The organism is Campylobacter cuniculorum DSM 23162 = LMG 24588, from assembly GCF_002104335.1.
In the GTDB taxonomy this organism is placed as follows: Bacteria; Campylobacterota; Campylobacteria; order Campylobacterales; family Campylobacteraceae; genus Campylobacter_D; species Campylobacter_D cuniculorum.
In genome coordinates this window covers 1420695-1444751 of the sequence record NZ_CP020867.1, presented here as the reverse complement: position 1 = coordinate 1444751, position 24057 = coordinate 1420695, and the positions used below count along the sequence as shown (strand labels likewise).

Genomic DNA, 24057 nt, shown 5'->3' with positions numbered 1-24057 from the left:
TAACTAAAAAAATCCAAGCATATATCAATCTTTGTTAAAATCATTGAAGTAAGCTTTTTTAAAACGCGAAAGATGTTTAAAATTCAAAGCACTCTTAGAATCAAACAAATTTAAAAAATAATGATTTTTGCCTTATATTTTGCTGTGTTTTGTTATCATTGCTCGTTTTTGTTTGAAAGTTTTCTTAGCTTAAAATCAAAATGAGAAATTCATCCATAATTTCTTGCCAAAATTCTTAATAAAATTTGAGCTAAATCAAGGGCTTTAAAGCGATGTGAAATTGAATTTTTCTCTTCACTAGAAAGTTCGGCTAAGGTTTTATCAAAATGATTAGGAATGAAAAGACAATCATAACCAAAACCTCCGCTTCCCCTTTCCTTACAAATCACTTTGCCATGCATTGTTGCTTGCACACAAAAATCGCCCCAAATCGAGCTTAAAGCTATTGCGGTTTTATAATAAGCCTTGCTTTGACTAAGTTTGAGTTTGCGAAGTTTTTTGATAAGTTTTTCGCGATTTTTTTCATCTGTGCCTTGTTTAGAAAATCTTGCAGAATAAATTCCGGGTTGAGCTCCTAAAGCCTCAACACAAAGTCCGCTATCATCGCTTAAAACAACGATTTTTTTCTGCTTTTCTTTGCTAATAGCATTAAAAACGGCTTTTGATTTAATCAAAGCATTTTCTTTAAAACTCATACCATTTTCTTTGATTTCAAAGGGTGTTAAAAATTCTTCTAAGGGATAAAGCTCAAAATTTTTTAAAATTTTTTTCACTTCAGCAAATTTGTGTGCGTTGCTTGTCGCTAAGATAATTTTCATCATTTTCTCATATCAATTGATTTAAAAAAGCCTAATTATAGCACAATAAACATTAAAATTTTTTAGTTCAGATGAGACAAATAACTTCTTTATCAATTTTAAAAAATTTTTCAAACCATTAGAATTTTTAAAACAATTTATCATTTATTTTTTATAATCAAAATTTATCATTCATCCATTTATGATAATGTTTCTTACTTAAAATCTTTTATAAACTTAAAAAAATAAATATTTTCTTAAGCGAACAAGTTCTTATCCTTAGCCTTATAAAAAACAAAGAGTAGCAATCAAGCATAAACAATAATATTAAATATTATTTTAAGCTAAAAAGGCTTAGCATAAAAACTTTTTTATGCTAAACTTTCACTCAAGGGATTGAGTTTTAATAAAATAATCTAAAAAAATTCATAGCTAAAGGTTAATTTTTTGTCATAAAATTGTATCGAAATAAAAATTAAAAAATCCAAATTTTTAGTGCCGGGATATAATTAAAAAGTATTTATTGAACTAAAAAATGAGTATTTTATGCAAAACAATTGAATGAGAGTGAGAGGTATAAATATATTTATGTTTTTTTATTGTAATATTTTAGAACGATTTTTAAAAATTGCAGAATAACATAAATTTCAAGGAATATGGGCAAACTATGAGTGATTCCATAATTTATAATGGAAGCAAGAGGAGTTAAAAGTTGATTGATAAGGGATTTATGAAAGAAATGTCGTTATTGACACCCAAACAAGCTAGTGTTTGGGCGAGTGAGTATTTAGGAAAAAAGGTAACAAGCAATAATATTATTTATCTTTTAAATTATGGAAAAATAGCAAATCATAGCACGCATTTAAAAGAAAATTTGATTGAGAAAAACGAGCTTAAAGCGTATTATGATAATGCAATCAAATCTGCAAAGCATTTGCAAAATCCCCTTTCTTTTGCACAATACAAAGAAGCACAAACAACCAAACACGTCCATAGAATCCACCCCTATAAAGGCAAATTTATCCCTCAACTTGTAGAATATTTTTTGGATTCTCATACAGATTCCATTAAACGAGAAATTTATTTTAAGCCTGATGATATTGTGCTCGATATTTTTGCGGGGAGTGGCACGACCTTGTGCGTAGCAAATGAACTAGGAATGAATGCAATAGGGATTGATGTTTCAACCTTCAATGCCTTACTTAGCAATGCTAAAGTTGCTCAATATGATTTCAATGCTCTTGAAAATGAATGTTTAAGGCTTACAAATTGTTTGGAAAATTATACAAAAACCACCCAAATAAGCCTTTTTGAATCCGCTTTAAATGAGGCTTTAAGTGCCTTTAATCAGCTCTATTTTCCTAATAAAACCTTTAAGCGTCAAGTTGCACTTGGGCAAATTGATGAAAAAACCTATGGCAAAGTAAAAGCACAAGAATTTTTAAAAATTTACAATGATTTAATGAGTCAATATCATATTAATATCAGCACAAACACACGAGGAAATTTCTTTGAAAAATGGTATATAGATTCTATAAAGCAGGAGATTATTCTACTTAAGAATGAAATTTTAAAATCCCCTCAATCTTTACAAAATATTTTATGCATTATTTTAAGTCGCACAGCAAGAAGTTGCCGTGCTACGACACATTCGGATTTGGCTACGCTTTTAGAGCCTATCAATACAACTTATTATTGTGCCAAACATGGGAGGGTATGCAAACCACTTTTTAGCATTACAAAATGGTGGAAAAGCTATACTAAAGATACTTTAAAGCGATTAAGAGAATTTCAATCCTTGCGAAGTGCAACGACAAAACAGCTTTGTTTAAATGCAGATTCTACAAATGCAGACATTATCACTGAAATACAAAAACAAGATAAAGATTTTGCAAATCTTGTGAAATCTCAAAAGATTGCTGGAATCTTTAGCTCTCCGCCCTATGTTGGATTGATTGATTATCATGAACAACATGCTTATGCCTATGATATATTTAACTTGCCTCGTAAAGATAATTTAGAAATCGGCAAACTTAGTGAGGGGCAAAACAAACTTGCACAAGAAAAATATATTTGTGCGATAGCACAAGCTCTAAAAAATGCTAAGAGATTTTTAAGAGAGGATTATAATGTTTTTTTAGTAGCAAACGACAAATTTAATCTCTATCCAAAAATAGCCGAATTAGCAAAGATGCAAATTGTTAAAAAATACGATAGACCTGTGCTTAATCGCAGTGAAAAAGATAAAAATAAATATAGTGAGAGTGTATTTCATTTGAAAAATAGGAGTTAAAGATTAATATAAAGTCTTAAAAGCAATATCAAAAACCGCTTGACTCTAAGTTTGCGTAATAAATTTGAAAACTATAAGCCCGAAACCTCCTCAATGCCTTTTCATACGAGGCTTTTAGGCAAAGACAGAATGGCACTTTATAGCTTCATTCAAAGCCTTAATACAAATTTTGGTACAAGCATTTTTGAACCTGTGGCTGAAGAATTAGGTCTAAAACGTTTTGATAGCATTAAGCGTCAAGTAGCAGTTGCAAATACAATTACCAAAGAAGCACAAAGAGTTATACAAGATATCATGGATTCTTTAGAAAGTGGAAATTCTAAACCAAATAAAAACGAGGAAATTGCTAGAATTTTGGCAGTTTCACGAAGTGGAGAAACAAGCATCGTTAAACCCACTAAGGTGGATTTAGTTTTGCACAAAGGCAATAATGTTTATTTGATTGACATTAAGACTGCTAAGCCAAACAAGGGAGGGTTTAAAGAATTTAAACGCACCCTTTTAACTTGGATAGCCTGCTTTGCATATCATAGTCCAAATTCCAATATTCAATCACTCATAGCCATTCCTTATAATCCCTATGAGCCAAAACCTTATGAACGATGGACTATGGCTGGTATGCTAGATTTGGATTTTGAGTTGAAAGTAGCGGAGGATTTTTGGGATTTTTTGGGTGGAAAAGGAAGCTATAAACTGATTTTATCGGCTTTTGAAGAGGTTGGGTGTGAAATGAGAACAGAAATTGATGAGTATTTTAAGAAGTTTAATTAGTATCAATTCGTTTCTATTTCATAATTAACGAAGTAAAGGAATTAATCGCGATTCTTCTAAGGGATAAAGCTCAAAATTTTTTAAAATTTTTTCACTTCAGCAAATTTGTGTGCGTTGCTTGTCGCTAAGATAATTTTCATCATTTTCTCATATCAATTGATTTAAAAAAGTCATAATATAAAATTATAGAAATATTAATCTTAAAAAACTATATTAATTAAGAATTTAAATTTAATAAAATGTAAAAATATTTTTTAATCAAGAATTTCAAAAAAAATAATAATATTTTTTAAAATTCATAATCAAACGAAAAGATAATTAAAAATTAAATATTAATCTAAATTATAGCCCCAAGTCTAAAACTCAAAAATTTTGCTTGAGAGAAACTTAAAAAATTAGCCAAAAGTGTTTTGTATAATGGTATGTAATTCTTTTTATATTATTAAAGATATAAAAAGAAAATGAAATTAGTAAGTGTTTTTAATTCTATTATTTCGATAAATAGTAATTAAAAAATAAATTTATTTTTTAAAAACACTTAAACTAATTTTTTATAAAATATTTTAGCCCTTTAAAATTTGCTTCAAACTTTGCTACTCTTAAGAAAATTTTTATTATAATTTTTTGGAAAAGCAAAAATGGAAGTAAAGCTTTTTGACTGATAAAAATTGCAAACTAAAAATTAAGACGAAATGAACACATATGAATCAAATATTTTATAAATCCAGTCAAAATATGAGTGAGATTGAGAAAGAAAAAATTGATATTATCATCACTTCACCGCCGTATTTTAACATTAAAGATTATGCAAAAGATGGGCATCAAGACACAAAACACTCAAAGACACACAAGCAAGATTTAGGGGCGATTGGTGATTATAAAAACTATATTGCCGAGCTTTTAAAAGTATGGCGTGAATGTGAGAGGGTGCTAAAACCTAATGGAAAGCTTTGCATCAATGTCCCCCTCATGCCTATGCTTAAAAAGGACCTTAACACGCATTACAACCGCCATATTTTTGATTTACAAAGCGATATACAACAAAGTATTTTAAGCCATACAAAGCTTTTTTTGCTTGATCTTTATATTTGGAATCGCACAAATACAACGAAAAAACTAATGTTTGGCAGTTATCCCTATCCGCGTAATTTTTATGCACAAAATACAAGCGAATTCATTGCTATTTATGTCAAAGACGGAAAAGCAAAGGATAAAATAACACAAGAGCAAAAAGAGCAGAGCAAACTCACACAAGAAGAATGGATAAAATTCACCAAACAAATTTGGGACATTCCTATTCCAAATAAAAGCGATACAGCCTTTGGAAAACATGCCGCTATAATGCCTGAAGAGATTGTTTATCGATTGCTTAGACTCTATTCTTTTGTGGGCGATATTGTTTTAGATCCCTTTGCTGGAAGTGGAACGACTCTAAAAGTTGCAAAGGAATTGAGGAGAAAGTTTGTAGCCTATGAAGTTTATCCGCATTACAAAGATGTCATTGAAGAAAAACTTGCACGAGTGCCGTGCTTTAAGGATAAATCATGCTCGATAAAATCCACATATTAGATGTTTTTTCTTTTTTGCAATCCCTTGAAGATGAAAGCATTGATTTGGCTATCATTGATCCACCTTATAATCTCAAAGTTGCACAATGGGACAGCTTTAAAAGCGAACAAGATTTTTTAGATTTTAGCTTTGCATGGATGGACGCTTTGTTGCCTAAAATAAAAAAACATGGAAGTTTTTATATCTTTAACACTCCCTATCATTGTGCTTTATTTTTGCATTATTTGCAAGATAAAGCAGTGTTTCAAAATTTCATCACTTGGTATAAAAAGGACGGCTTAAGCTATACAAAAAAACGTTTTGTCAATAATCAAGAAAGCATTTTATTTTATACTCTTGATTGTAAAAATTATACTTTTGATTCTGAAGCTGTGCGTATGCCTTATGAATCAACAAAGCGTATAGAACATGCAAGAAAAAATGGAATTTTAAAAAATGGTAAGAGATGGTATCCTAACGCAAAGGGCAAACTCTGCCCTGATGTATGGGAGATAGCGAGTCAAAGGCACAAACAAAAAATCAAAGGAAAAACACAAAAGCTTTCTCATCCCACCATAAAACCTAGAGAAATGATAGAGCGCATGATAAAGGCGAGTTCTAAAAAGGGAGATATTGTTCTTGATTTATTTAGCGGAAGTGGAATGACAAGTCTTGTAGCAAGGGATTTAGAGCGCCATTTTATCGGTTGTGAAAGCAATAAAGACTATGTGGATTCTAGTTTGAGTATAAGGGAGTATTGATGGATAAAATTTTGCAAGAGTTGTTAAGAATAGATCCGAGTAAAGAATGTATAAAATTTTTAGTAAAGAGGATACAAAATGACAATTATAGGGGTTTGCAAATTTCACAACATAATCGTTACACACAAAAGGAAATCTTAGTCATTTTAAAAGAGATCTATGAACTTTGCAAGGATGAATTATTGCAAATGCGCACAACTGATTTAAGCAAACGTCCCTCTAATATTGAGGGCGAGGAAAAATATGCAAGACTGACAAATAATATTGCAAGAGAAATAAAAAGATGTACTCAAGATTCTTTACGCAAAAACATCTTTGTTGATTTACACAGAATGGGGCTGATTGATAGGTTCAATCCTAAAAAGAAGAGATTAAATCCCTTTGATAAAGGCGTGAAAAAATACACAGCCCTTACATCTTTTGGTATAAAATTTTTACAAACTGAAGATATTTTCACACAGAATTTGCTTTTTACAAGGGCTTTAGAAAACCTTATGCAAGGTTTTGGCGAGGAAATTTTGAGCATGATTTTAGAATTAAAATTTTCCTATCTTACAATGTATGAAATTTTATTTTTTGCAACGTTTTTGGGACAGAAATTAGAAGCTAGAATCTACCACAAAAATGATATAATAGAACTCATACAAGATTATAGGCGTTTAAGCAAAATCCAGCAAAAAACATTGATTAAGCACTTAAAAACTTATTGCAATCCTCAAAATTTTATAGGTGATAAAACACAAAAACGGGATTTTCATAATTGGACAAACGCAACACAACAAATTCTAAGCCTCTTAACACAAATGGCGTATTTTGAATGGAATAAAACAGACAAAAAACTTCACATACGCATCAATGAAAAGAGCCTTTTTGAAAATTCCACAAAACTCAAACGTTCAATGCAACAAAAGATAGAATATTTCAAACAGCACAATGTCTGCAAAGAAAAGGGATTTGAATCACACCACATTGTGCCATTATGCTTTGCTTCAAGCAAAGAAGAGTTTCAAGTGCTTGATAAATGGGAAAATATGGTTTATATCGATGCATTTTCACACGCTAAAATCACGCAAAATAATAATGCAAATATGCGTTTAACAATGATGATGTTCTTTTTAGCGATTTTAATGACAAAAAAGTCTTTTGTGAAAATGAAAAAAATATAAAATATAACCCAAATAAAAAAGATATTATGCTAAATTACAATCAAAGATTACTTTAGAGATAGAATCAAACTTTTTTGTGCGATTTATACAAATTATTTTCAAGTTTTTTTGATAAGCAAAGACAGACTTAATATTTTTTAAATTTTTCGTAAAATTATCTTTTATAATATAATAAACACTAAATTTTGCATATTTTTAGAAAATGAAATTTTAAAATCAAAAATAAAATATAATTTAAGCAATATTAAGAAAAGTTGTAAAAAATAAAATTTCAAATTTAAAAACCAAAATGAATTCCAACAGCTCATTATTTGCAAATTGATTTATAAATCTCTAAGTTTTTTAATTTCATCCCTTAGCATAGCAGCCTTTTCAAATTCAAGTTCTTTAGCCGCTTGAAGCATTTCTTTACGTAGTTGTTTGACTATTTTTGCCCTCTCATTTGCAGGCATTTTTTCAAGCTCTTTAGCCTTGCGATAAATTTCAGCGTCATTGAGTTCGTTTTTAAGACTTTCTTCTAAGTTTCTTTGGACAGATTTTGGTGTGATATGATGTTCTTTGTTGTAAGCTTGTTGGAGTTTGCGTCTTTGGTTTGTGATGTCTATAGCTTCTTGCATTGATTTTGTAATTTTTTTAGAAAAAAGCAAAACCCTACCATTAACATTTCTTGCAGCTCTTCCCATAGTTTGAATTAAACTTGTTGTACTTCTTAAAAAACCCTCCTTATCTGCGTCCATTATAGCAATCAAAGAAACTTCCGGTAAGTCAAGTCCTTCTCTAAGAAGATTAATGCCAATGAGCATATCAAAACTACCGCTTCTAAGTCCTCGTATGAGTTCATTGCGTTCGATAGCATCAATATCTGAATGCATATATTTAACCTTAATGCCAAGTTCAAGATAATATTTACTCAATTCTTCTGCAAGCTTTTTTGTCAAAACTGTAACTAAAATTCTTTCATTTCTTGCTATGACTTTTTTGGCTTCATCATACAAAATTTCTACTTGATTATCCGAATCTTTAAGCTCAATTATAGGGTCTAAAAGTCCTGTAGGACGCATAATTTGATGGAAAACATTTCCCTTGCTTAATGCGAGTTCAAGAGGAGCCGGAGTGGCAGAAACGAAAAGAAATTTGCAATTTTTATTGATAAACTCATCAAACATTAAGGGACGATTATCTAAAGCTGAAGGAAGTCTAAAACCATAATCAACAAGGGTTTGTTTACGACTCCTATCGCCTGCAAACATTCCACGAAATTGTGGCAAACTCACATGACTTTCATCAACGATAACAAGAAATTCCCGCTCTTTAATCGCAAAATAATCAAAAAGTGTATAAGGTGTTTCTCCTTGTTTAAGTCCTGTTAAATGTCTTGCGTAATTTTCAACGCCCTTGCACATTCCTGTGCTTTCAAGCATTTCAATATCAAATTCCACTCTTTGCTTAAGTCTTTGGTATTCTACGAGTTTATTTTCGTTTTCAAAATAAGCAAGTCTTTCCAAAAGTTCAGCTTTTATGTCTTTAATCGCTTGTTTTAAACGCTTTTCGCCGACACTAAATTGACTCGTAGGATAAAGAATGAATCTTTTTAAATCTTTGGTTTTTTTGTTTTCTAAGACATTATAATGATACATATGTTCTAATTCATCGCCAAAAAATTCAAGCCTTATCACCTCATCTTCATAATAAGCAGGATAAATATCGATTGTATCGCCACTGACTCTAAAATCTGCTCTGTCAAAAAAATTGTCATTTCTTTTATATCCCATATCCACGAGTTTTTTTAAAAGCTCTTTTTGATTTAAAATCATTCCTAACTCAAAAATTAGCACCATACCGACATATTCTTTAGGATTTCCCAAACCATAATTTGCAGAAACACTTGCAACACAAATCACATCTTCATAGCTTAGCAAAGAAGCTGTCGCACTCAATCTTAATCTTTCTAAATCTTCATTTGTTGAACTATCTTTTTCTATAAAAACATCAGTACGTGGGATATAAGCTTCAGGCTGATAATAATCATAATAGCTGATGAAATATTCTGTGTGATTGTTTGCAAAAAAGCCTTTAAATTCGCTATAAAGTTGAGCACATAAGCTTTTGTTATGGGACATAATCAAAGTAGGCATATTAAGCCTTTGGATTACATTTGCCATTGTAAAGGTCTTACCGCTACCTGTAACTCCGAGTAGGGTTTGATATTTGTTGCCTTTTTTAATGCTTTTAACAATATTTTCAATCGCTTGCTCTTGGTCAAAACTAGGTTTAAAATCACTTGTTAATTCAAACATTTTTTTACTTTTTTAGAGTTTTAAAACAAAAATTGTAAAAAAAAATACTTTAATTAAAATTAATTCTAAAATAAAACATAAAAATTAAACATTTTTTTGCTATAATTTGCAAATTATAAATATTTTTTACTTAAAATCAAAAAAAGGCAAATCAAAATGTATGATGAAAAAATTATCAATACGATGACAGATAAGGTTAATGAGCTTTTAGCTAAATACAATGAAGTGTGTGAGCAAAATGAGAATTTAAGAAATGAATTAGTCAGTGTTAAGGCTCAAAATGAAGCTAAAAGTAATCAGATTATGCGTTTAGAAGAAGAGCTTAAGAGTAAAAATATAGAAAGCGAAGATATAGTGAAAAAAATAGAGGCTGTGCTTGGCAAGTGATAATTTAAAGCAAGTTGTTATTAATGTTTCGGCAAAGGATTTTATCGTTAAATGCAGTGAGGAGTTTGCAAATTTTTTAGAAGATGATATTGCTTTAATTTCGGGTGGAACTCGAAAAATAGAGCTTAAAAGCTTTGTCGATGCTTTCATTAAAAAAAGTTATGAAAATTATATTTTAGAAAGAGAACTTAAGAAGCTTATTAAAGCTATCAATGAAGAACTTCCCACCAAATGAAAGTTAAAAAAGCTTTTACCCTGCTTGAACTCGTTTTTGTGATATTAATCATAGGAATTTTAGCCCTTATTTCTTTTCCTTTTTTAAATCAAAATAAAAATGATGCCAAATTATTGAAACTCAAAGCCGATTATCAAATGCTTCAATCCGCCCTTGCCTCGATGAGAAGTGAATTTTCACTCAAGCAAATTGCACATTTTAGCCCCATACTTGATAGTGCAAAAATAGCCTTTGAAAAAGAAAAATTATTTTATTGTGAAAAAAAAGAAATTCTAAATTGTCAAAATGGCATAAATTGTTGTTCTTATTCTGTTTTAAGCTCCCCTTTGTATTCTCATTCTAAGGCTTGGATTAAACAAGGCTTTAACCATTATCGTTTTTTTTTAAATTCCAAAGAAAGTGTGGATTTTATCTATAATGCAAATGAGGGCATTTTAGAATGTCTGCATAGCAAATGGTGTAAAGAGCTTTTATGAGATATTATGAATTAAGTATTAAAGGGCTTTATTTACAAAATTTAATTTATGAAAGCGAAGAAGAGCTTTTGGTTTTGAGTGAAGTGATTGTCGCACTTGGTTCTAGAAAAAACCTTAAAGCCATAGTCATTAAAGAATGTCAAAAACCAGAATTTCAAACAAGGCCCATTGAAGAAAATACTTTCAAATCTTTGAGCGAAGTGCAGTTTGAACTTGCAAATTTTATTTCTAAGTATTATGCGTGCAAATTAGGTTTTATTTTAAATTCTTTTGAAAGCTCTAAATTCTATAAATGCGAAAAAATAAGCTGTTTAAAGCGTCCTAGTTTAAGCATTTTGCAAGAAGAAGCCCTAAATTTTATCAAAACTCAATCAAGCTCTTTGCTCTTTGCCGATACAGGAAGCGGAAAGACTGAAATTTATATTGCTTTGATAAAAGAGTATTTAGAACAAGGAAAACAAGTTTTGCTTTTAATGCCCGAAATTTCACTCACTCCCCAAATGCAAAAAAGACTTCAGGTGTATTTTAAAGATGCGTTTTTTTTATGGCATTCTAAAATTTCAAAGAAAAAAAAACAAGAACATTTAGAACAATTAACAAACGGCAAAGCTCTTTTAGTTGCAGGAGCGAGGTCAGCTCTTTTTTTACCTTTTAGAAATTTAGGGCTTATTATCGTTGATGAGGAGCATGATAATTCTTACAAAGCTTCAAATAAACCTTATATCAACGCAAGAGATTTGGCTTTGTTTTTAGGAAAAAAATGCAATATTAAAGTGCTTTTAGGTTCTGCAACCCCCTCTCTTACAAGTTTTTATAAACAAAAATACTTTAGATTAAAGGGCACTTTTTTTGAAACCAAAAAGGAATTTTTATTTGATGAAAATGAGTTGAGTGTTTCTGTGCTTTTGCTTAAAGAACTTAAAAAAAGTTTAGAAAATCAAAAACAAGCCATTATCTTTCTTCCTACACGTGCTCATTTTCGTCAAATTCTTTGCAAAAGTTGTGGCAAGAGCATTAAATGTCCTTTTTGCTCTGTTGCTATGAGTTTGCATAAAAATATCTTAAAATGTCATTATTGTAATTTTTCTAAGATGATTGATGAATTTTGTCCAAATTGTAAAGGAGTGCTTTTAGAGGCTAAAAAAATGGGAACAGCACAACTATGCGAACTCTTACAAAAAAAATTTACAAAGGCAACAATCAATAGATTTGATAGCGATGAAATTACGAGTGTAAGAAAACTTGATAAAATTTTAAAGGATTTTAACGACAGAAAAATCGATATTTTGGTTGGAACTTCTATGCTTGCTAAAGGACATGATTATCATAATGTAGATTTAAGCGTCATTTTAGGTTTAGATGAGTTTTTATTTCGTCCTAATTTTAGAGCAAGTGAGGAAAGCCTTTCCCTTGCAATGCAAGTTGCAGGCAGAGCAGGACGTAAGGGTGAGGCAAGGGTGCTTTTTCAAACGAAAAATCGTGCTTTTTTCGAAAGATATATACAGGATTATGAAAGTTTTTTAAAAGATGAATTAGAGCTTAGAGAAGGCTTGTATCCGCCATTTAAAAGACTTTTAAGATTGATTATAGAGAGCAAAAGAAGGGATGAGGCAAAAGAAATTTGCGAAAAATTAGCTAAGGACTTTGAAGGTATAGAGAATTTAGAGCTTGTAGGATATGGTGCTTGTGCGATTGAAATGCTCGGCTTGACCTTTCGTTTTTATATTTTATTGCGTGCTCATACACATAAAATTCTAATGAAAGCTCAAGCTTATGCTTTAAATTTTAAAGGCGTGAGTGCGGATATGGACCCGATTGATTTTTCTTAACTTTCTTTTCTTGTTTTGATTGATAAATCAATGCTTATCAAACTCCTCGCATATCTTTTCAAATTCATTATAATAGCTCCAAGATTTAAAAATTTCTGGATAATGTTTTTTTACAAAACTATATTGTGTGTCTATCTTTTCTTTAAATTTTAAAGCTAAGATACTATTTTGTCTCAAACAATCAAGCACATCTTGCTCTTTATAGATTTTTTTTGAATCTTCTTGAAATTTCTCCTCACATTTTACGAAATACTCTTTAAGATAATTTGTAATTTTTTCAAAAAGTTCTTTATCTTCTTTTAAAATTTCAAAATCTTTTTTAGCGATATAGACACGAGCCTTGTTTTTATGAATAATAAATTCATTTTGAGTGAAATTCCTTATACATTCTATAAAATTTTCGTCATTTTGACGCTCTTTGCTAAGCTCGATTTTGATATTTTTATATTTAAAGATGCGATAAAAAAGTGCATTGCCAATCCAAAGACCATTTGAATTTATATATTTTTCAAACAATACCGAATTTTGAGGAGGGCAAAAATTTAATTCTTTAGCTAAATGATTTAAAGTTTTAAACGCGTTATGAGGCAAAATTTGCTCCATATCTATACAAATAACCTTTGTGGCTTGTTTTAAAAAGTGATTTAAATAACAAGCTCCTTCCTTATCTTTATCTTTATCGGAATAATAGGTTAATTGTTCTTTTAAAGTGGTTCGGTCTTTTCTCCTTAGAACTTCAAAGTCAAATAAATCTTCCATAGGAGTATCGAGAGTAAATTCTTTCAAGACAACCTTTGACAATCCACCACTTACATGATTGATTAAGGGCAAGAAATGACAAATAGGATCCCTAACCACACATAAAACAGGACAGCTTTTATCACAAAGAGCTATCATCTTATCTCTCCTACCATCAAAATTACTGCCAGATACAATGATAGCATTATAATTATTTTTATTATTCAAAAGCATTTGATAAGATTGTTTATATTGAAAATCCGCATTTCCCCAATGTCTGTTTAAACTCACTCCGCACAATCTTAAAAAATGAGTCATACTCGTCGTTCCAGCCCCGTGTATGAGGACAAATATAAATTGATATAAATCAGGCAAAGGCACATTCATATCCCAAGCTAATTCAGCATCCACACTCTCATAATCAAGCTTTAAAGGATTAAGCAAAGAGGGATAAGGATGTTTTGTATCAAGGTATTTTTCTTTGAATTCTTTTGAATGAAGCCATTCTTTGATGAGAGTTAAATTGTTATTGATGAATTGAAGATGAAAGGAGATATTATGTTTTAAAACAACAAGTAAGGCTTCATAATCTTTAAATTCCTCAAATAATTCTTTAAACTCTTTCAATAAAGAATTTGAATTTGGTAAAGAGAATAAGAGTTTAATGAATTCTTGTTTTTGTTTAGGGTTTAGATGTTGCAGTAAGAATGTGAGATAATTTTTATATTCCTCATCATTGATGAATTCTTTATTTTCAAAGATAAGAATAAGAGAAGAGTTATTGAGTTTAAAGTCTTGATGGTCTTGAATGAATTGTTTGAATTCTTTATAAATCTTACGAGCATCTTTGATTGAAGTGTAGAGTTTTAAATACCCACCCCTATACCAAGATTTATGAGCCTTAATCAAGGCTTGTCCTAAGAGATAAGACAGATGATATTTATATCTTAAAGCCTCTTCATAATCACTGCATTGTTCTAAAGCAGGATATTTAAGATGGGGATAAAGAGAGATGAAATCTTTGTAGAGTCTTTGAGTTCTTTGATGAGTTTTACTGATATGATAGAGCTTTTTGATTAAAAGACAAAGCCCCCCCCCATTTTTATCATAATCAATAAGAGCCTGTCCTAAACGATAAGAGAGACAATCTTTGATTCTTAAAACAGCACAATGAGCCTTTTGCATTTTCATCCTTTATATAATAATGTGTTTTGTTTTTAAATTCTTTTCATCTTTTTAATGAAGCTTTCATAGACTTTGTTGATTGAAATTGCTTCATCCCTTAGCAAAATACACAAAGCTCTTATCTTTAGCCCTACAGGGATGATGAGTCTTTATTTTTAAAAAAGCTTTTATCTTTAGTCTTTGCTTTTACAAAGCTATGCATACTTAAGTCCTTTCATCTTTTCAATGAATGTTTAAGCCTTAAAGCATCTTGATGAAAAAGATTTTAATAAAAACAAAAAGCTTATTGTATCAAAAAAAAAAAAAACAAATGCAAGGGATTAAATAAAGAAGATATTTTATGAAATTTTTATTGGTTTTATAGAATTGGGGGGGGGGGGGGTAAATGACTCGCGATTTTTTGACAAGATAAGAATTGTCCTTTAAAGTCAATTCTTTTTCTGATGAAAAATTTAAATTCTATGAATTAAAATTGATTTTTACTTGAATTGATATTTTGGACTTTTTTAAGTCCTTTTATCTCATCTTTTTTTATCGATTGAAATTCTTTTGAATTTTAGTTTTTACCGACAAAATTTAATCACTATTTTTTCATACTCACGCGATACATTCATTGAGCTAAACTCTTATGCACAGCAAAAGCACAATCAAGCCCATCTTTAACCGCCCAAACAACTAAGGATTGTCCCGTTCTAGCATCGCCACAAGCAAAGATTTTTTTATGGCTTGTTTGGAAATTTTGAGTGAAAATATTATTTTTTTCATCAAGTTTTATATTGAAATTTTCTTTGATTTTTTTCTCTGTTCCAGAAAAACCCATAGCAAGTAAAACCAAATCCGCTTTATAAGATTTTTGAGAATTTGGAATTTCACAATTAATCATTTTGCCATTTTTTATTTCCCTTTTAAGATCACTTGCAATAACGCCTTGAACAACTCCATTTTTACCCAAGAATTTTTGAGTGAGTTTTTGGTATTCTCTAGGGTCTTTTCCATACACTGCTATGGCTTCTTCTAAACCATAATCCGTTTTGAAAACATCAGCTTTTAGTGGCCAAGGATTGTCCGCTTTTCTTGTTAAAGACCTTTTTGGACTGCGTTCAAATCTTGTAATGGATTTTGCACCCTGTCTTACCGCCACAGCAATGCAATCAACGCTTGTATCTCCACTCCCAATCACAAGCACATCTTTGTCTTTTGCACTTGTAGCAGGTTTTGAAGTCTCAAGTAAAGATTGAGTGTTTTTGCTTAGAAAATCCATCGCAAATTCAATGCCTTTTAATTCTCTTCCTTCTATCTTAAGATCAATAGGCTCACTCGCTCCTGTGCAAAGTATCAAAGCATCAAATTCTTTTAAGAGTTTATTGACTTTATCCTTAGAATCGATATTTTGTTTGACCTTAAATTCTATGCCGGACTTTTTAAGCAACTCAATGCGTCTATCCACTATGTGTTTTTCAAGCTTCATATCGGGTATGCCATACATTAAAAGCCCCCCTGCTCTGTCGCTTCTTTCATATACGCTGATTTTATAGCCCAAAGCATTTAAAGTCGTTGCACAGCTTAAACCCGCAGGTCCGCTGCCTATGATAGCGATTTTTTTACCATTGTATTTTTGAGGACAATTTGGCTTGACAAAGCCTTCTTTAAAAGCATTTTCTATGATAGCAAGTTCGTTGTTTTTAATGCTCACACTTTCTCCATTAATCGCACAAACACAAGAATCTTCACAAGGTGCTGGACAAACGCGTCCTGTAAATTCGGGAAAAGGATTGGTTAAATCAAGTCTTTTATAAGCTTCTTTCCAAAGAGATTTGTAGATTAAATCATTCCATTCAGGGATGAGATTTTTTAAAGGACAGCCCACTTCTTTACCTTCTGCTAAAACGCCGGTATGACAAAAGGCTACTCCACAATCCATACAGCGACCCCCTTGAATTTCTTGTTCTTTTTTGTCTAAAGCTTTGGTGAATTCTTTAAAATTTAAAATTCTTTCTTTAGGGGCAACTTTTTTAAAATCCACTCTTTTAAAATCCAAAAATCCTCTCACATTTCCCATTTTTTCTCACTTTGTTTTAAGATGATAAATTAATGATATATTATAAAAAAAATACCAAAGCATTGCTTAAATTCACAAAACATTTGCATTTGTTTTTTTTTTTTTTTTGATATAATTGTTCTCTTTTATTAATTTAGATGTTAAATCAATTAAAGGATAATTTATGATTTCTTTGCAAAACAATATCAAACAAGCAAATTATATAAAAAGAGCTCTATCTTTTTGGAATTTTGAATTAGCAGAACAGAGTTTAAAACAACTCAATGAAGAACAAAAAGGTTTAAAAGAATATTTTGAGTTTTTATTTGAAACAGGAAATTTTGAAAAATTTGATTTGAATGCACTTAAGGATTTAAATTTAAATGAAACTAAAATGGGGGGGGGCTTTAAACAAGAATTAGAAACCCTCCTTCAAAAAGATTATAAAGAACTTAAAATCAATGATTTTAGAATAGGATTAAGAGGTGCAATAGCTTGTTATCTTGTGAGAAAATATACACAGGAACAAAGATTAAATTTAGAATTAGCAAATTCTTTATTTGAAATCATCCTAAAAGAACCTTCCCTTTTAAGTAAAAGTTTTTTTATGAAAACAATAATAGATTATTTTAATGTTTTGGATGATGAGGAGTTTTTTAAATATTGGGGATATACAATGCGAATCTCTGGTTGTGTGAGGACTACATTAATTGATTATAACTCTTCTCAATTTTATATGGAACTTATCCATACACGCCTTAAGAAACTTCATAACCTAAACCCCAAACCAAAACAAAATCCTAAAATCGCAGTTTTAATCACAGGACAATTAAGAGGAGATTGGGAATATATACTTCAAAAAAATATTAAAAATCTTATAAAACCCTTGAATGCAGATATGTTTTTATTTTCTTGGGATGAAGTGGCTTTGTGGCCGGGTTTAAGGGGTAATAATCCAAACTGGGTGTGGAGAAATTTTAGTATTTTGACACAAATTGCACCTCAAGATATTTCAAATTTTAATATTTTCACAAAAATACTTCCTAATATATATCAAACAATTGATAAAGAAATAAAAGACAAAAAAAGTTTAAAAGCATTAGAAAATTATGATTTTAAAGGGATTACATTAGATGATGAAAGAAAGTTTGAAAAGGATTTTCAAAAAACTTATGCAGAATTAATAAGACAAAATACAAAAGAGGATTGGGGTACAGGAAAATTACTCTATGGTTGGAATAAAGCTCTTAAACTTATGCAAGATTATGAACTAAAACATAATTTTCAATATGATTTTGTTTTTATCATTCGCACTGATTTAGAATATCAAAAACTAGCTTTAGAGATATTTGAACAATTAAATTGTCTAAAAGATAATGAAATTGTTGCTACAACATTAAGGAGCGGTGGAATTTGTGGAGGATGTAATTATGGAAAAAGAAATTCGATGATTAAATGTTTTTCAATTTGGGAAAATAAAGAAATTCAGTTTATTAATTCTCCTTATGGATACCATGCAATGTTATTGCTTTGGTTAATTTTTAATGATTTAAGTTTTAAGCAAACAAAAATAATTTATACAATCACCACACCTAATGAAAAACTAACCTTTCCCGACATTTCCAAAGAACTCCAACTTGATTTTGAAAAATTAAAACAAGATGGAGTGAGTGAGGAAAAGCTTAAGGATTATAGAGATTTTTTTGAACTTGTTTGTGAATATTATAAAATAGAACCTGAACAAAGACAAAATTGTATTTCTCAACATCCTTGCTTTTTAAGATTAAAAGAAAAGAAAGTAAAAATCAATTCACAGCAAAATAGTGGTGCTGTGCTTCGTGTTAAAAATCATCTTGCCTATAAGCTTGGAAATATAATGGTCAGTAATAATCCTAAAACATTTAAAGAATACAAAAATACAATTCTTAGACTCATTCAAGCTGCAAAAGAACATCAAATTCAACGCGAACAGCAAAAAGGCATAAAACTTCCTCCTTTAGAAACACTCAAAGATTATGAAGAAGCTTTAAAAATTAAAAATTATTTTTCTTATAGACTTGGTGAAGCTTTAATCAAAGCTTTTAAAAATATTTATTTTGGAGGAATGATTAAATTTTTCTTTTTTGATATAAAAAGGATTAAAAAAGAATTTCATAAAAAACAGTCTTAAAATTCAATCAAAAAAGCCCAGACAAGCTAAGCTTTTTTGTCGCAATATTTTGAAAAGATTCAAACTCTATATCGTCTGAAGATTAAAAAGCTTTAATTTAAAATACATACTAAAATAAAACAATTGATTTCAATGAAATTGATATTTAAATCTTATGAATGATGTTAAAGATTGATGAGAGCTTAAGCTTAAATGTTTGATTGAATAAAAACATAAGCTTTGCAATATCAGTTTTGATTGATATGTTAAAAGTTTTTTTGATTTTAAAAAATTAAAATTCATTTATAGGTTTAAAAAATTAAAAAGGATTTTCCTGCTCTGTTTCGTTTTTATCCCATTTTAAATCTGCTTTATCCAAAGAAGATTTTTGAAAAATTTTATAAAAATATTTAAATATCAATTCTAGTTTTTCCTCATCTTTTTCTTGTTTGAGTGTGATGAGGATTTGTTTTAAAAATTCTGTTGATTCTTCTGTTTTGAGAATTTTTAAGAATTTAAAGCTGTTTTTATCAAATAGAGTAAAAAGTTGTTTTTTAAGTGCTAAGCTAGGGTTTTGTATTTTAACGCGGTTTAAAAAAGCAAGATTGACCTTGATGATACCGAGTAAAAATTCATTTTGATTCTTAAGGCTTTTGATATCATAAAGCTCAAATTCCCTTATATCACTATCTTCATTGCCTAATCCTTGTAAAATTTTACTTAAAAGTTCTCTATGTTCAAAACAAGCTGTATCACTGATTTGCATAAAAAGCTCTCTTGCTTTAAGAGATTTTTTAAGAAAATCTAAAAGTCCAAATTCAGCGATATGAATTTTCGTTCTAGAAGCAGTAAGATTTGAATGAGAATCAAACGAGTTTTTTTGAGAAGAAGTATTTTTAGTCAGTTTGATTAAATTTTCATTGACACCTAAAAGTCTTGAAACCAAACCCACATAAGAATTTGCAATCAAAGGTTCTAATAAATGAGTGTATTTTTGCACATTTTCAAGAGCTTTTTGCTTTTGAAGAGCTGAATTTAAAGGCTCCTTTAAAAGCATTCTTATGTAAAATTCACCGAGTTCAATCCCCCTTTCAAGTCTTTCAAAAAGAATTTTTTCTTGATGATTTAAAACGAGTTCGGCAGGGTCCTTACCGCCTTCTAAAAGCACCACTTTACCATCGATTTTATGAATGCTCAGCAAAAAAGCTGAACGCATCGCGGCATTAAGACCAGCTTCATCATTGTCAAAACAAAGAATCACCTTAGCTTCATATCGTTTTATCAAAGGCAAATGATTTTCACCTAAAGCTGTTCCAAGCACTGCTACTGCATTATTCGATCCCGCTTTATGAAAGGCAATGGCATCCATATAACCCTCGCAAACAATCATTTCTTTCTTTTTACTTATGCTTTCTTTTGCAAGGTGGAAGGCATAAAAAATGCGTCCTTTATCAAACAAAGCACTTTGAGGAGAATTAACATATTTAGCCATATGATTGGCATCAAGAGTGCGTCCCCCAAAACCTACAAGAAAAGCTTTGTGATCATAAATAGGAAAGGTGATTCTATTGATAAAACTTGCATAAAATTCATTGTTTTCTTTGTCTTCTTTAATCGCTCCTACTTTTAAAGCCTCATCAAAAGGAATTTTTTCATTTTGCAAAAGCCTTAAGGTTTGATGAGATTGAGGGGCAAAACCCAACTCAAATTTTTTAATGTCTTCATCGTTTAAACCTCTTTGATAAAGATATTCAAGAGCTGTTCTGTGTTGTGATAGATTTTGTTTATAAAAGGCATTAAGTCGCGGTAAAATGTATTTTAGATTTGAATTTTTTTCTTTTTTTTCTTGAGTGTAAGAGAGAGTAAAATTGCAAAGTCTGGCAACTTTTTCAACAGCATCGCTAAAGTCTAATTTTTCATAATCCATTATAAATTTAAACACATCTCCACCCGCTTTACACGCAAAGCAATGATAAAAACCTTTTTGGGAATTAATGTGCATTGAAGGATTTTTATCGTTATGAAAAGGGCATATGCACACATACGAACTCCCTTGTTTTCTCACTTCTATGTATTGTGAGATAATATCAACGATATCAACTCTTTGACTTAAATTTTCTATGGATTCTTTAGTAATCATTTTTAAAACCTTGCTAAAATTATACAAAGATTTGGCTATAATTGAGTAAAAATTTTTAGAGTTTAGAATATGGATTTTTTCTTTGTAGAATATAGAGACCCTTTAGTCGGACTGATTTTTCTTACCATTTTAATTTTTGTAGTGGCTGTGGCGAACTATGTTTGGAAATTTTATGCAAATAAAGACGCGGAACAAAAGCTTGAATCTTTTATCAAAAAATTTGAACTCAATCACACGCATAAAGAATTACTAAGGGCACAGAGTTTGAGCCTTAATAATCTCATTTTTTTGGCTGAAATTTTTACAAAAAGTGGAGAATTTGAAAAAGCAACTCAAATTTATTTGATTGCCTTAGAAAAAACAGCGGACAAGGACAAACGGGAAAAAATTTTTTTATCCTTAGCTAAAGTATATTTTAAGGCAGGATTTTTAGAAAAAAGTCGCGAAGTTTTACTCAATGCTTTAAAAATTCGTCCCCGAAATAAAGAAGCTTTAAAACTTTTAAAAATTGTCTATCTCAAACTTAAATTTTATAAAGAAAATTTAGAGCTTTTAGAATGTCTTTTTGAACTTGGTGAAGATATTTCTAAAGAAAATGAATTCATTAAAGCCTTAAAAATTGAAAGCGAAAATCTTAGTCAAGAACAAAAACAACAAAGCTTTTTAAGTCTTGATTTTAAGGACAATGCTATGCTAGAAAGATATTTATTTGAAAAATATGAAATTTTTAAAAAGCAAGAATTTTCAAATTTAGTGGATTTGCTCTATAAAAGCTTAAAGCCTTTAAATTTAGACGATGAAGAATATTATGAATTTTTTTATGCCCTTTCTTTGGTTGATAAAAAAGAAGGTTTTCAATTTAAAAATTCTCATTTAAAAATGCTTAAAATCTTAAAAGATAATGGCTTTAAAGCAAGGCTTGATTTTTCTTATCTGTGTTTAGAATGCAAAAATCTTATGCCTTTGTTTTTTTATCATTGCCCGGTGTGTTATGAATTCAATCGGTGCAAAATTTTATTTGAAGTTAAAAACGATGAAGAAAATTAAAATTTATACAGACGGCTCTTGCCTTAATAATCCGGGTTTTGGTGGTTGGGCTTATATCGTGCGTTATAAAGAACACGAAAAAATAGCTTTTGGCTCACAAAAAGATACAACGAATAATAGAATGGAACTTTTGGCGATTATTGAAGCTTTGAAAATTTTAAAAGAACCTTGTGAAATTGAGCTTTTTACAGATTCTAATCTTATGGTGCAAAGTATCAATCAATGGCTTGAAAATTGGGTCAAAAAGGGCTTTAAAGGCAAGAAAAATGTGGATTTGTGGCAAAAATACCTCAAAACAGCTAAAAATCATAAAATCAAAGCCTTTTGGGTTAAAGCTCATAACAATCATGCAGAAAATGAAACATGTGACAGACTTGCTAAAGAAGCCGCTCTTAATTTACAAAAGGAATACAATGAAAAAACTTGAGCTTTTAGAAAAAAAACTTAAATATAAATTTAAAAACCAAAATTTACTCATCCATGCTTTGACGCATAAAAGTTTCAAAAAGCCTTACAGCAACGAAAGACTCGAATTTTTAGGCGATGCGGTGCTGGATTTGGTTGTGGGTGAATTTTTATTTCACAAATTTAAAAATGATGCGGAGGGCGATTTATCTAAGCTTAGAGCCGCTTTGGTCAATGAAAAATCATTTGCAAAGATTGCTTTGAGCTTAGATTTAGGAACCTTTATCTTTATGTCAGCATCTGAAGAAAATAATGGAGGAAGATCTAAACCATCTTTACTTTCAGATGCCTTAGAAGCACTCATTGGTGCGGTGCATTTGGAATCAGGTTTTGAGACAGCTAAGGAAATTGCTTTGTTTTTAATCCAAAAAAATTATCCAAATATCGATGCTAAAAATTTAATCAAAGATTATAAAACCAAACTTCAAGAAATCACTCAAAGCAAAATGGGACAAACTCCAGAATACGAAACCTTAAGAGCTTTTGGACCTGATCATCAAAAACAATTTGAAATTGCTTTAAAACTTGAAGGCAAGGAATATTCTCGTGCTACAGCTAAGAGCAAGAAAGAGGCTCAACAAATGGCGGCTAAAATCGCTTTAGAAAAATTGGAGGTTTTATGAATACTTTTGGAACAAGACTTAAATTCACAAGCTTTGGAGAATCCCATGGCATGGCTATTGGCTGTGTGATTGATGGAATGCCCGCAGGGGTTAAATTTGATGAGGAATTTTTACAAAAAGAATTGGATAAAAGAAAACCCGGCAAAAATACCTTTTCAACGCCACGCAAAGAAAGCGATAGGGCACAAATTTTAAGTGGGGTTTTTGAAGGTTTTACAACTGCAGCACCTATTGCTATAGTCATTTTTAATGAAAATGCACATTCTAAAGACTATGAAAATATCAAAGATTTATTCCGCCCTGCACACGCTGATTTTACTTATTTTCATAAATTTGGCATAAGAGATTATAGAGGTGGGGGCAGAAGTAGTGCTAGAGAAAGTGCTGCAAGAGTTGCAGCAGGAGCGGTTGCAGCTATGCTTTTGAAAGAATTTGAGATTGAGGTTCAGAGTGGAATTTTTAGCGTAGGAGCAATTAATTCAAAGCTTGATAGTGCTGAATTTGATTTTGATTTTGCTCAAAAAAGCGAAATTTTTTGTTTGGATCCAAAACTTGAGGAAGAATTTAAACAAGAAATTCTTAAGGCTAAAAAGGCTAAAGATAGCGTAGGAGCAGGAGTTTATACGCGTGTGAAAAATGCTTTTGCAGGACTTGGAGAGGTTTTGTATGACAAGCTTGATTCTAAACTTGCACACGCTTTAATGGGTATAAATGCAGTAAAAGCCGTAGAAATAGGCAGTGGGATAAAAGCAAGTCAGATGAAAGGCTCACAAAATAACGATTTGATGAAGGATAATGTCTTTTTAAGCAATCACTCTGGGGGAATTTTAGGTGGGATTTCAAATGGAAATTTAATCGAAACAAAAACTTATTTTAAGCCCACGCCTTCAATTTTTTTGGCTCAACAAACTCAAAATATCGCGGGAGAAAATGTGCTTTGTGAGTTAAAAGGCAGACATGATCCTTGTGTTGGAGTGCGAGGCAGCGTTGTGGCTACGGCTATGGTGCGTCTGGTTATTGCTGATTCTTTGCTTTTGAATGCAAGTTCTAAACTTGAATATTTAAAAAAAATTTATAAATTATTTTAAAATTGAGTTTGATATTTAATTATT

Annotated in this window: 19 protein-coding genes; 14 read left to right on the top strand and 5 right to left on the bottom strand. The window is 30.5% G+C overall.

Going from position 1 to position 24057, the window contains the following annotated elements:
* Positions 1-209: 209 nt before the first annotated feature.
* On the bottom strand, positions 210-818 hold the full coding sequence (gene rdgB, locus CCUN_RS07075; protein WP_027305207.1) for an RdgB/HAM1 family non-canonical purine NTP pyrophosphatase: 609 nt from the start codon (positions 816-818) through the stop codon (positions 210-212).
* A 709-nt stretch (positions 819-1527) separates the two neighbouring features.
* Here rdgB and CCUN_RS07070 point away from each other — a divergent pair.
* The 5 genes from CCUN_RS07070 to CCUN_RS07050 all read left to right on the top strand — a co-directional run bounded on the left by CCUN_RS07070 (position 1528) and on the right by CCUN_RS07050 (position 7336).
* Complete coding sequence (locus tag CCUN_RS07070) at positions 1528-3090, top strand: DNA methyltransferase (protein ID WP_027305208.1); 1563 nt, start codon at positions 1528-1530, stop codon at positions 3088-3090.
* A 27-nt stretch (positions 3091-3117) separates the two neighbouring features.
* A complete protein-coding gene (locus CCUN_RS07065) occupies positions 3118-3861 on the top strand; it encodes a TdeIII family type II restriction endonuclease (protein WP_027305209.1) in 744 nt (247 codons plus the stop codon).
* 735 nt (positions 3862-4596) lie between these two features.
* Positions 4597-5430, top strand: coding sequence for a DNA-methyltransferase (locus CCUN_RS07060; RefSeq protein ID WP_051521677.1), 834 nt, complete (start codon positions 4597-4599; stop codon positions 5428-5430).
* Entirely contained in the window at positions 5406-6170 is a 765-nt protein-coding gene (locus tag CCUN_RS07055) for a DNA-methyltransferase (protein ID WP_035175630.1), read from the top strand. The genes CCUN_RS07060 and CCUN_RS07055 overlap by 25 nt, the downstream gene beginning before the upstream one ends.
* A complete protein-coding gene (locus CCUN_RS07050; protein WP_232087684.1) occupies positions 6170-7336 on the top strand; it encodes a restriction endonuclease subunit R in 1167 nt (388 codons plus the stop codon). The genes CCUN_RS07055 and CCUN_RS07050 overlap by 1 nt, the downstream gene beginning before the upstream one ends.
* 323 nt (positions 7337-7659) lie before the next feature.
* On the opposite strand, the gene uvrB is transcribed toward CCUN_RS07050, so the two are convergent.
* Entirely contained in the window at positions 7660-9633 is a 1974-nt protein-coding gene (uvrB, locus tag CCUN_RS07045) for an excinuclease ABC subunit UvrB (protein WP_027305211.1), read from the bottom strand.
* Between the two features lie 156 nt (positions 9634-9789).
* Between uvrB and CCUN_RS07040 the strand changes: the two genes are divergently transcribed.
* Genes CCUN_RS07040 through CCUN_RS07025 form a run of 4 tightly spaced genes read left to right on the top strand, consistent with a single transcriptional unit; the run spans position 9790 to position 12560 of the window.
* Positions 9790-10020: a hypothetical protein gene (locus CCUN_RS07040; protein WP_027305212.1), complete on the top strand. Its 231-nt coding sequence runs from the start codon at positions 9790-9792 to the stop codon at positions 10018-10020.
* Positions 10010-10255, top strand: coding sequence for a hypothetical protein (locus CCUN_RS07035; RefSeq protein WP_027305213.1), 246 nt, complete (start codon positions 10010-10012; stop codon positions 10253-10255). The genes CCUN_RS07040 and CCUN_RS07035 overlap by 11 nt, the downstream gene beginning before the upstream one ends.
* The gene (locus CCUN_RS07030; RefSeq protein WP_027305214.1) at positions 10252-10731 is read left to right on the top strand and encodes a prepilin-type N-terminal cleavage/methylation domain-containing protein; all 480 of its coding nucleotides are present in this window, start codon (positions 10252-10254) and stop codon (positions 10729-10731) included. The genes CCUN_RS07035 and CCUN_RS07030 overlap by 4 nt, the downstream gene beginning before the upstream one ends.
* Entirely contained in the window at positions 10728-12560 is a 1833-nt protein-coding gene (locus tag CCUN_RS07025; RefSeq protein WP_027305215.1) for a primosomal protein N', read from the top strand. The genes CCUN_RS07030 and CCUN_RS07025 overlap by 4 nt, the downstream gene beginning before the upstream one ends.
* Positions 12561-12587: 27 nt before the next feature.
* Here CCUN_RS07025 and CCUN_RS07020 read toward each other — a convergent pair whose 3' ends face one another.
* Together CCUN_RS07020 and CCUN_RS07015 are read right to left on the bottom strand one after the other, a co-directional pair.
* Positions 12588-14483, bottom strand: a complete 1896-nt coding sequence (locus CCUN_RS07020) for a DUF2972 domain-containing protein (RefSeq protein WP_164502912.1) — start codon at positions 14481-14483, stop codon at positions 12588-12590.
* A 610-nt stretch (positions 14484-15093) separates the two neighbouring features.
* Positions 15094-16542: a glutamate synthase subunit beta gene (locus CCUN_RS07015; RefSeq protein WP_027306083.1), complete on the bottom strand. Its 1449-nt coding sequence runs from the start codon at positions 16540-16542 to the stop codon at positions 15094-15096.
* A gap of 163 nt (positions 16543-16705) precedes the next feature.
* Between CCUN_RS07015 and CCUN_RS07010 the strand changes: the two genes are divergently transcribed.
* Positions 16706-18691: a hypothetical protein gene (locus tag CCUN_RS07010; RefSeq protein WP_085296671.1), complete on the top strand. Its 1986-nt coding sequence runs from the start codon at positions 16706-16708 to the stop codon at positions 18689-18691.
* A gap of 298 nt (positions 18692-18989) precedes the next feature.
* Here CCUN_RS07010 and dnaG read toward each other — a convergent pair whose 3' ends face one another.
* Complete coding sequence (gene dnaG, locus CCUN_RS07005) at positions 18990-20810, bottom strand: DNA primase (RefSeq protein ID WP_085296670.1); 1821 nt, start codon at positions 20808-20810, stop codon at positions 18990-18992.
* Positions 20811-20879: 69 nt separating this feature from the next.
* On the opposite strand from dnaG, the gene CCUN_RS07000 reads away from it, so the two are divergent.
* The 4 genes from CCUN_RS07000 to aroC are packed head-to-tail and all read left to right on the top strand — an operon-like array spanning position 20880 to position 24033.
* Entirely contained in the window at positions 20880-21857 is a 978-nt protein-coding gene (locus tag CCUN_RS07000; protein ID WP_027306036.1) for a hypothetical protein, read from the top strand.
* Positions 21844-22284, top strand: coding sequence for a ribonuclease HI (gene rnhA / locus CCUN_RS06995; RefSeq protein WP_027306035.1), 441 nt, complete (start codon positions 21844-21846; stop codon positions 22282-22284). Before CCUN_RS07000 ends, rnhA begins: the two co-directional genes overlap by 14 nt.
* Positions 22271-22945 (top strand): ribonuclease III, encoded by a 675-nt coding sequence (rnc, locus tag CCUN_RS06990; RefSeq protein ID WP_027306034.1) that lies wholly within the window; start codon positions 22271-22273, stop codon positions 22943-22945. The genes rnhA and rnc overlap by 14 nt, the downstream gene beginning before the upstream one ends.
* Positions 22942-24033, top strand: coding sequence for a chorismate synthase (aroC, locus tag CCUN_RS06985; protein WP_027306033.1), 1092 nt, complete (start codon positions 22942-22944; stop codon positions 24031-24033). The genes rnc and aroC overlap by 4 nt, the downstream gene beginning before the upstream one ends.
* Positions 24034-24057: the final 24 nt, after the last annotated feature.